At 73.6% G+C, this 10,141-nt stretch carries 7 protein-coding genes; 6 read left to right on the top strand and 1 reads right to left on the bottom strand.

All coding sequences use genetic code 11. From position 1 onward, the window contains the following. From mfd to JNW87_RS28375, 4 genes are all read left to right on the top strand, one after another. Positions 1 to 3,475: transcription-repair coupling factor (gene mfd / locus JNW87_RS28390; RefSeq protein ID WP_238454712.1), on the top strand; the 3,475-nt coding region annotated here is incomplete at its 5' end. A 55-nt stretch (positions 3,476 to 3,530) separates the two neighbouring features. Then, the gene (locus JNW87_RS28385) at positions 3,531 to 4,307 is read left to right on the top strand and encodes a hypothetical protein (RefSeq protein WP_109805060.1); all 777 of its coding nucleotides are present in this window, start codon (positions 3,531 to 3,533) and stop codon (positions 4,305 to 4,307) included. A gap of 2 nt (positions 4,308 to 4,309) precedes the next feature. Continuing rightward, complete coding sequence (locus tag JNW87_RS28380) at positions 4,310 to 5,305, top strand: nucleoside triphosphate pyrophosphohydrolase (RefSeq protein ID WP_109805061.1); 996 nt, start codon at positions 4,310 to 4,312, stop codon at positions 5,303 to 5,305. A gap of 95 nt (positions 5,306 to 5,400) precedes the next feature. After that, positions 5,401 to 7,020, top strand: a complete 1,620-nt coding sequence (locus tag JNW87_RS28375; protein ID WP_109805062.1) for a DUF885 domain-containing protein — start codon at positions 5,401 to 5,403, stop codon at positions 7,018 to 7,020. A 66-nt stretch (positions 7,021 to 7,086) separates the two neighbouring features. Here JNW87_RS28375 and JNW87_RS28370 read toward each other — a convergent pair whose 3' ends face one another. Next, positions 7,087 to 7,935 (bottom strand): NAD(+) diphosphatase, encoded by an 849-nt coding sequence (locus JNW87_RS28370; protein WP_109805063.1) that lies wholly within the window; start codon positions 7,933 to 7,935, stop codon positions 7,087 to 7,089. A gap of 215 nt (positions 7,936 to 8,150) precedes the next feature. Here JNW87_RS28370 and JNW87_RS28365 point away from each other — a divergent pair, with 215 nt between their 5' ends. Both JNW87_RS28365 and JNW87_RS28360 read left to right on the top strand, forming a co-directional pair. Beyond that, complete coding sequence (locus tag JNW87_RS28365) at positions 8,151 to 8,972, top strand: alpha/beta fold hydrolase (protein WP_109805064.1); 822 nt, start codon at positions 8,151 to 8,153, stop codon at positions 8,970 to 8,972. Positions 8,973 to 9,040: 68 nt separating this feature from the next. Next, positions 9,041 to 10,141, top strand: a 1,101-nt coding sequence (locus tag JNW87_RS28360) for a low temperature requirement protein A (RefSeq protein ID WP_238454711.1), incomplete at its 3' end; no start/stop codon positions are given.

Genomic DNA, 10,141 nt, shown 5'->3' with positions numbered 1-10,141 from the left:
CGCGGGCGGCGCCGGCCGCCCGGTGCTGGCCGTCACCGCCACCAGCCGGGAGGCCGACGACCTCGCCTCGGCGCTGGGCAGCCTGGTTCCGCCGGAGCAGGTGGCGGTCTTCCCGTCCTGGGAGACGCTGCCGCACGAGCGGCTCTCGCCCCGCTCCGACACGGTCGGGCGGCGGCTGGCCGTGCTGCGCCGGCTGGCCCACCCGGGCTCCGCCGACGCGCACGGGCGTACCGGGCCGCTGCGGGTGGTCGTGGCGCCGGTCCGGTCGCTGCTGCAACCCCAGCTCAAGGGGCTCGGCGACCTGGAGCCGGTGCAGCTCGCCGCGGGTGACGAGGCGGATCTGGAGGAGGTCGCCCGCCGGCTCACCGACATGGCGTACGCCCGGGTCGACCTGGTCACCAAGCGGGGCGAGTTCGCCGTCCGCGGCGGCATCCTCGACGTCTTCCCGCCCACCGACGAGCACCCGTCCCGGGTCGAGTTCTGGGGCGACGAGGTGGAGGAGATCCGCACCTTCGCCGTCGCCGACCAGCGCACCATCGAGGGCGTGCCGCAGCTCTGGGCGCCGCCCTGCCGGGAACTGCTGCTCACGCCGGAGGTCCGCAAGCGGGCCGCCGCCCTGGCGCAGGAGCACCCGGAGCTGGCCGAGATCCTCGACAAGCTCGCCGAGGGCATCCCCGTCGAGGGGATGGAGTCGCTGGTCCCGGCGCTGCTCGGCAACGAGAGCCTGGAACTGCTGCTGAACTGCATGCCGGCCGGCACCCACGTGCTGCTCTGCGACCCGGAGCGGATCCGCACCCGGGCGCACGACCTGGTGCGTACCTCGGAGGAGTTCCTCCAGGCCAGCTGGGCCGCGGCCGCCGTCGGCGGCCAGGCCCCGGTCGACCTCGGCGCCGCCGCGTTCAAGACCCTGGGCGACGTACGCACGGCGGCCCGCGCCCTGCGCCAGCCGTGGTGGACCCTCGCGCCGTTCGGCCTGGTCGAGGCGGACGCCACCGCACCGGTCCGCCAGCCGTGGGAGGACGAGCCGACCGAGGTCGACGTCAGCCCCGACGACGCGATCGCGGTGACCCTGGCCGCCCAGCCCGCCCCGCTCTACCACGGCGAGACCGCCCGGGTGGTCGAGGACCTGAAGCGCTGGGCCGGCGAGGGCTGGTCGATCGCGCTGGTCTTCGAGGGCCACGGCCCCGCCCAGCGGGCCGTCGAGGTGCTCCGCGACGCCGGTCTCGGCGCCCGGCTCACCGAGGCGGTCCCCACCGCGCCCGCCCCCGGCGAGCTGCTGGTGTCCTGTGGCTGCCTGACCGGCGGCTTCGTCGACGAGGCGTCCCGGTTCGTGCTGCTCACCGGCAACGACGTCACCGGCGGCCGGGGCACCTCCACCCGGGACATGCGCAAGATGCCGAGCCGGCGGCGCAACACCATCGACCCGCTGGAGCTCAAGGCCGGCGACCACGTGGTGCACGAGCAGCACGGCATCGGCCGGTACGTCGAGCTGGTGCAGCGCACCGTCAACGGCGCCTCCCGGGAATACCTGGTCATCGAGTACGCCGCGAGCAAGCGCGGCCAGCCCGGCGACCGGCTCTTCGTCCCCACCGACCAGCTCGACCAGCTCTCCCGGTACGTCGGCGGCGAGCAGCCCACCCTGCACAAGATGGGCGGCTCGGACTGGCAGAAGTCGAAGGCCCGGGCCCGCAAGGCGGTCCGCGAGATCGCCGCCCAGCTGATCCAGCTCTACGCCGCCCGCAAGGCGTCCAAGGGGCACTCGTTCGGCCCGGACACCCCGTGGCAGCGGGAGCTGGAGGACGCCTTCCCCTGGCAGGAGACGCCGGACCAGCTCGCCGCGATCGACGAGGTCAAGCGGGACATGGAGCAGACCGTGCCGATGGACCGGCTGATCTGCGGCGACGTCGGGTACGGCAAGACCGAGATCGCGGTGCGAGCCGCGTTCAAGGCGGTCCAGGACGGCAAGCAGGTGGCGGTGCTGGTGCCCACCACGCTGCTGGTGCAGCAGCACTACAACACCTTCGCCGAGCGGATGGGTCAGTTCCCGGTGACCATCCGGCAGCTGTCCCGGTTCCAGACGCCGAAGGAGTCCGAGCGGACGTTGGAGATGATCGCCGACGGCACCGTCGACATCGTCATCGGCACCCACCGGCTGCTCCAGACGGCCACCCGGTTCAAGAACCTCGGCCTGGTCATCGTCGACGAGGAGCAGCGCTTCGGCGTCGAGCACAAGGAGCACCTGAAGACGCTGCGCGCCTCGGTCGACGTGCTGAGCATGTCGGCCACCCCGATCCCGCGGACGCTGGAGATGGCGATCACCGGCATCCGGGAGATGTCCACCATCGCCACCCCGCCGGAGGAGCGGCACCCGGTGCTGACCTTCGTCGGGGCGTACGACGACCGGCAGGTGGCCGCCTCCATCCACCGCGAGCTGCTCCGCGACGGGCAGGTGTTCTACCTGCACAACCGGGTCGAGTCGATCGACCGGGCGGCGCGCCGGATCCGGGAGCTCGTGCCCGAGGCGCGGGTCGCCGTGGCGCACGGCCAGATGGGCGAGGAGGCGCTGGAGAAGGTGATGGTCGGCTTCTGGGAGAAGGAGTTCGACGTCCTGGTCTGCACCACGATCGTGGAGTCCGGCATCGACATCCCGAACGCCAACACCCTGATCGTGGAGCGCGCCGACCTGCTCGGCCTGGCTCAGCTGCACCAGATCCGCGGCCGGGTCGGCCGGGGCCGGGAGCGGGCGTACGCCTACTTCCTCTACCCGCCGGAGAAGCCGCTCACCGAGCACGCGCACGAGCGGCTGGCCACCATCGCCCAGCACACCGAGCTGGGCGCCGGCATGTACGTGGCGATGAAGGACCTGGAGATCCGGGGCGCCGGCAACCTGCTCGGGGGCGAGCAGTCCGGCCACATCGAGGGCGTCGGCTTCGACCTGTACGTCCGGATGGTCGGCGAGGCGGTGTCGGCGTTCAAGGGCGAGCAGCCCGAGGAGGAGGCCGACGTCAAGATCGACCTCCCGGTCGACGCGCACCTGCCGCACGACTACGTCGGGGTGGAGCGGCTGCGCCTGGAGATGTACCGCAAGCTCGCCGAGGCCCGCGACGACGAGCGGCTGCGCGAGGTGGTCGCGGAGATGACCGACCGGTACGGCGAGCCGCCCGCCCCGGTGCAGAACCTGGTCGCGGTGGCCCGGTTCCGGCTGCTGGCCCGCCGGTACGGCCTCAGCGAGGTCTCCATGCAGGGCAAGCACCTGCGGTTCGGCCCGTTGCCGCTGCCCGACTCGAAGCAGCTGCGGCTCAAGCGCTACCACCCGGACTCGGTCTACAAGCAGGCCCAGGACCAGGTCAGCGTGCCGCGCCCGAGCACCCGCCGAGTGGGCGGCGAGCCGCTGCGCGACCAGGCCTTGTTGGAGTGGTGCGCCCAGCTCCTCAAGGATGTGCTGGGCGAGCCGGCCCTGGCGGGGGCCCGGTGAGCCGGCCCGGTGGGCGGCGTCACAGCCGGGTGGCGGGCGTGAGAGAGTGACCGTCATGCGTGCTCGCCGTCTCATCGCCGCCGCCAGCGTCGCGGCCCTCGCTGTCTTCCCCCTCGCCGCCTGCGGTCGGTCCGCCCCGGACGTCGCCGCGTACGTCGGGGACCGGACCTACTCGGTGGACCGGGTGGACGCCATCCACGACGAGGCCCAGGCGGCGTACGAGGAGTCGGTGAAGGCCTCCGCCGCGCAGCAGGGGGCGACCCCGTCGCCGGAGCAGCTGAAGCTGAACGTGGACCGGCAGGACATCCTCAACCTGCTGGTCGGCATCGACCTCGGCAAGCGGATCGCCGAGGAGAAGAAGGTCGAGGTGCAGGACCAGCTCAGCGCCGCGCAGATCGGCAAGGAGCTGGGCGTGCCGGACACCGAGTACGCGCAGCTCGCCGCCGAGTGGTACGACCTCTACCTGGGCCTGGAGGCGGGGCTGCCGCCGGCCGAGCTGACCGACGACTCGCGCGGTGACCTCTACGACGCGCTGGTCAAGGCCGGCGTGGCCCCGGCCGGCTGGTCCGCCGACGAGCAGCGCCAGCAGTTCGAGCAGGCGCCGTTCACCCGCCAGGTCTCCGCGGTGAGCGCGGCCCTGCAGGACGAGGTCGAGAAGCTCGACGTCACGGTCAACCCGCGCTTCCGGGCGCTGGAGATCCCGGCGCTGCTGCAGACCCAGAGCGGCCTCCGCCAGTACGACCTGCCGTACGTCCACGGCAACGGCCAGGTGACCGACGTCTCCACGCCGGAGCCGGTGGCCACCGAGGCGACCGGTCAGGCCGCCTCCTGAGCATGTCCGCGCGGATCGTCCTGCTGGTCACCTCGCCCCGGCTGCCGGCCGGCCTGCTGACCGCGGCCGCCTGGGACGTCGTACGGTCCGCTCCGGTGCTGGCGGGCGCGGAGAGCGCGCTGACGGCGGCGGTCCGCTCGGCGGGCGCCGAGGTCTCGGTGCAGGTCGAGGGCGGCGCGACGCAGGCGTTGCTGGACGCGGTGGCCGCGCACGGCACGGCGGTCTGGCTGGCCGGCCCGGCCGGCGACGAGGCGCTGGCCCGGGAGTTGGGGCTGCGGCTGGCCCGCGAGCCCGGGCTGGCCGAGCTGGAGCTGATGTACGGCTCGTGGGATCCGCCGGGGGCCCGGCTGCTGGACGCGGTCGAGGTGATGGACCGGCTGGCCTCGCCGGGCGGTGACCCGTGGAAGCGGGCGCAGACCCACCGCAGCCTCGCCGGCTTCCTGCTCGAGGAGTGCTACGAGGCGTACGACGCGATCAGCGCCGACGACACCGACGCTCTCCGCGAGGAGTTGGGCGACGTGCTGCTTCAGGTGCTGCTGCACGCCCGCCTCGCCGAGGACCTGCCCGAGGACGAGCGGTGGAACGTCGACGACGTGGCCGGGGGGCTGGTCGACAAGATGGTCCGCCGCAACCCGCACGTCTTCTCCGGGGAGCGGACCGGCTCGCTGGAGGAGATCGAGGCGAACTGGGAGCGGATCAAGCGGGCCGAGAAGGCCCGCGAGTCGGTGCTGGACGGCATCGCGCTGAGCCAGCCCGCCCTCGCCCTGGCCGCCAAGATCCTCGACCGCGCCGCCCGCGTCGGGCTCGCCGTCCCGCCCCCGCTCGCGGAGTCCCAGGTCGACCCGGAGGCCAGGCTCGGCGCCAGCCTCCTCGCCACGGTGGCGGCGGCGCGGCAGGCGGACATCGACCCCGAGGCCGCCCTCCGTCGCACCACCCTGGCCTACGCCGAAGCCGTCCGCACCGCCGAACGCGAGGCCCGCGCCGACCAGCCGAGTTGATTATGAAGTTGTCACGACCCGTCGTGCCGAGTGACAACAACTTCATGATCAACCGAAGGGCGGCCGAGGTGCCGCGAGGTCGGTAGGGTCGGGGCATGGAGTCGTTCGTGCCGCTCGCCGAGCGGATCGTGGAGGCATTGCTGGAGAGCCGGCCGGGGCTGGCCACGTCGGCCGGGGACCACCGGTACGACGACCGGCTGCCCGACCTCTCCGCGGACGCGGTCGCAGCCGACCAGGCGATGCTCAAGGAGGCCGCCGACGCGCTCTCCGAGATCGACCCGGATTCGCTCGACGTCGAGGAGGGCGTCGACCACGCGCTGCTGAGCAGCCTCGTCGACCGGGCGATGTTCGAGTCGACGGAGATCCGCGCGCACGAGTGGGACCCACTGCGACACAACCCGGGTCCGCTGCTGCACGCGCTGCTCGCCCGCCCGTACGCGCCCGTCGAGGAGCGGCTGTCCCACCTCGCCGGGCGGCTGTCGGCCGTACCGGACGCCCTGGCGACCGCGCGCGCGACGCTGCGCGACATGCCGCGGATCCACGTGGAGACGGCGGTCGGGCAGTTCACCGGCACAGCGGCGCTGATCCGCGACGAGGTGCCCCGGCTGCTGGCCGAGGCGCCGGGGCTGTACGGCCGGGTCGAGCCCGCCGCGACCGACGCGATCGCCGCGCTGGAGGAGTTCGTGGCCTGGTTGCGGATCGGCCTGGCCGCCGACGCCGGGCCGGGGCGCGACCCGCGGCTGGGCCGGCGCCGCTGGGAGGCGCGGCTCTGGCACACCCTCGACACCGAGCTGGGCGCCGCCGAGGTGCAGCGCCGGGCCTGGGCCAACCTGGAGCGGGTCACCGCGGAGATCCGCGAGGCGGCCGTCGAGCTGGTCGGCGGTCCGGCCGACGACGAGACGGTACGCCGGGCGCTGGACCTGCTCGCCGCCGAGCACCCCGACGACCAGTCCATCGTGGAGCTGGCCTCGGTCACCCTGGACGAGGCGAGCGACTTCGTCCGCGCGCACGACCTGATCACCCTGGTCGAAGACCCGTGCGTGATCCAGGAGATGCCGGAGTTCGCCCGGGGGGTCGCGGTGGCGTACTGCGACTCGCCGGGCCCGCTGGAGACGGCCGACCTGCCCACCTTCTACTGCATCGCGCCCACCCCCGCGGACTGGCCGGCGCACCGGGTCGAGTCGTTCTACCGGGAGTACAACGACCACATGATCCGCAACCTGACCGTGCACGAGGCGGTGCCCGGTCACTTCCTCCAGCTCGCCCACGCCCGCCGGTACGCCGGCCCCACCCGGGTCCGCGCGCTGACCGAGTCCGGCGTGTTCGTCGAGGGCTGGGCGGTCTACACCGAGGAGCTGATGGCCGGCCTCGGTTTCGGCGGGCTGCCGGTGCGGTTGCAGCAGCTCAAGATGCAGCTGCGGATGACCATCAACGCGCTGCTCGACCAGCTCGTGCACGGCGAGGACCTGCCCGAGTCGGAGGCGATGGCGCTGATGACCGGGCGCGGCTTCCAGGAGGAGGGCGAGGCGGCCGGCAAGTGGCGCCGGGCGCTGCTGACCTCCACCCAGCTCTCCACGTACTTCGTCGGCTACAGCGAGATGGCCGACATCGCCCGGTCCCGGCCGGACGGGGTGTCGGTGCGCGAGTGGCACGACGCGATGCTGGCGCACGACTGCCCGCCGCCCCGGCACCTGCGCACCCTGCTGGGCGTCTGAGCCGGCGGACCACCTGCGGCGCTGCCCTCCCTGGCCCCGGCCTGCGGCCCCGGGCGCCGCGCGGGCTCAGCGCCGCGCGGCGGTCACCGCCGCGTCGATCAGCCAGCGGGAGATCGAGTACGCCGGCGGCAGCTCCGCCGGCAGCGAGTCCACCGGGAACCAGCGCGCCTGCGTCAGCTCCCGCCCGTCGACCACCGGCTCGGCCGTGGGGTCGGCGGCGGTGGCGGTGAAGCCGGCGAGCAGCGTCCCCGGCCCGGACATCGCCCAGGGCTGGCTGCCGAAGTAGGTGACCCTGCCGACGGCCAGCCCGACCTCCTCGGCCACTTCCCGGTGCACCGCCGCCTCCAGCGACTCGCCCGCCTCCAGGAAGCCGGCGACCAGCGCCCACAGCTCCGCCGGGCCGTACGCGTGCCGGACGAGCAGCAGCTCGTTGGCGCCGCCGGCCGGGCCGGGGCGGGTGATCGCGGTGAGCACCGCGGCGGAGAGCCCCATCGGGACGTACAACTCGCAGCCGGGGCAGCGGCGGGCCGTCTCGCCGGGCACGTCGGCCAGCTCCTCCCGGCAGGCGCCGCACCAGCGGTGGGTACGCCGCCAGGTGAGCACCGCCAGCGCCCGACCGGCGAGCGTGGCGAGCGGTTCGGGCAGCTCGGCGGCGAGCACGCGCCAGCTGCGCCAGCGCCCCCCGTCGTGCTGTCCCGGGACCACCTCGGCGCCCCAGGCGCGTACCCCGTCGAGCGTGCCCAGTGGCACCCAGCGGGTCTCCGGCGGCAGGTCGGCGACCCGGGGGAAGCCGCCGTCCGGTGCGGTCAACAGCCGGCGGCCGGCCACTGGCAGGGCCAGGTCGTCGGGGGCGGGCGGGACGGTGGCGTCCGATCCCGGCAGGAAGCGTGCGCGGACCGGCTGGGGGATCGACATCCGTACGAGGGTAGTCGTGGCGATGGAGACCGATCGGCAACGACCGGTCGGGGGCCTCTCCCTTCGCCCGCAGCGCGTTTCGGTGAACCGGCCGTTCCCGGCCGAGGGCCGACCTAGCATCGGGTGAAGTCGACCTCCCCCTGCCGGCCTGCGGCGAGACTGCGCGCGCGGCTCGGTCGTCCGCACCCCACTTTTGTGACCAGGAAGGTAGCGGCATGAGTTTCGTCACGACCAAAGACGGCACGGACATCTACTACAAGGACTGGGGCGAGGGTCCGGTCGTCACCTTCTCCCACGGCTGGCCCCTCAGCGCGGACGCCTGGGACGGGCAGATGCTCTTCCTGGCGCAGAACGGCTTCCGGGTGGTCGCCCACGACCGTCGCGGCCACGGCCGGTCCAGCCAGTCCGGCACGCGAAACGACATGGACGGGTACGCCGACGACCTCGCCGCGGTCATCGAGGCGCTCGACCTGCGGGACGCGACGCTGATCGGCCACTCGACCGGCGGCGGCGAGGTGGCCCGCTACATCGGCCGGCACGGCACCGGCCGGGTCGCCAAGGCGGTGCTCATCTCCGCCGTACCGCCGATCATGGTGCAGACCCCGGACAACCCGGAGGGCCTCCCGATCAGCGTGTTCGACGAACTGCGCGCGAACCTGGTCAAGGACCGGTCGCAGTTCTACCAGGACCTGGCGCAGATGTTCTACGGCGCCAACCGGCCCGGCGCGAAGGTCTCGAAGGGGATCCTCGACCAGTTCTGGCTGTGGAGCATGCAGGCCGGGCTGTGGAACGCGTACGAGAGCATCAAGGCGTTCTCGGAGACGGACTTCCGGGACGACCTCGCCAAGTTCGACGTCCCCACGCTCGTGCTGCACGGCGAGGACGATCAGATCGTCCCGGTGAAGGACTCGGCGCGGAAGACCGCCCAGCTCGTCCGGAACGCGCAGGACATCTACTACCCGGGCGCGCCGCACGGCATCACTTCGACCCATCAGGATCAGGTCAACAAGGATCTGCTCGCGTTCCTCCGCAGCTGAACGCGTCCCGGCCCGACGACGTGCGGATCCGGCCGCGGGCCCCGGTGCCGGCCGCCCCGGACGGTCGGGTGACGACGTTCGAGATCTTCTTCGATCTGGTGTTCGTCTTCGCGCTCACGCGGATCATGGCGTTGATCGGGCAGCCGCCGACCCCGGTGGCCATGGCGCAGGGCCTGCTCCTGCTGGTGCTGCTCTGGTTCGCCTGGTCGTCGTACGCCTGGTTGGGCAACCAGACGCGGGCCGACGTCGGTCTGGTCCGTGCGGGGATCCTGGTCGCCATGGCGGCGCTCTTCGTCGCCGCGCTGGTCATGCCCCGCTCCTGGTCGTCCGGGCCGGGCCTGGACGGGCCGCTGCTCCTCGTCCTGGCCTACGTGCTGCTCCGCGCGGTCCACCTGCTGCTGTACCACTGGGTGGCGGGCGCCGTCCCCGGACTGCGCGCGCGGATCCGGTTCTTCGCGACGGTCAGCGCCCTCGGCTGGGTGCCGCTCCTGCTCGGCGCGCTGCTGGGCGGGGCCGCCCATGCCGTGCTGTGGGTGGCGGCGTTCGTGATCGAGATCGGCGGGCAGCGTCTGTCGTACGCGTGGCGCGGCGTCTGGCCGTTGCGCAGCCCGAGCCACTTCGCCGAACGGCACGGACTCGTCCTGATCATCGCGCTCGGCGAGTCGCTGGTCGCGGCGGGGGTCGGTGCCAGGTCGGCGGTGATCGCGCCGCCGGTCCTCGGCGTGGCGCTGGTCGGCCTGGCCGTGACGGTCTGCCTGTGGTGGCTGTACTTCGCCGACGCCGCGCCTGCGGCGGCCCGCGCTCTCGCCGCGGCGAGCGGGGACCGGCGGGCCCGGATGGCGGCGGACGCCTACAGCGTCACCCACCTGCTGCTGATCATCGGGGTCATCTACGTCGCGCTCGGCATCGAGCAGGTGCTCGCGCACGTCGCCGAGCAGGACGGCGGTGGCCGCCGTTCCGGCGGTGGCACGTTGAGCTGGTCGGCCTCCGTCGCCCTGTACGGCGGCGCCACGGTCTACCTTGCCGGTCGGCTGCTCTTCCGCCGGCTCACCGAGCAGGCGGTCCGGCCGGCGCAGGTGGCGGCCGCCGTGGCGGCGTTGCTCCTGCTGCCGCTCGGCCGGGCGCTGCCGCCGGCGGCGGCGCTCGGCGTGCTCGCGGCGCTTCTCGTC

Origin of the sequence: Micromonospora sp. ATA51 (genome assembly GCF_016802855.1) — a bacterium.
In the GTDB taxonomy this organism is placed as follows: domain Bacteria; phylum Actinomycetota; class Actinomycetes; order Mycobacteriales; family Micromonosporaceae; genus Micromonospora; species Micromonospora sicca.
This window is presented reverse-complemented; position numbering and strand designations above follow the sequence as displayed.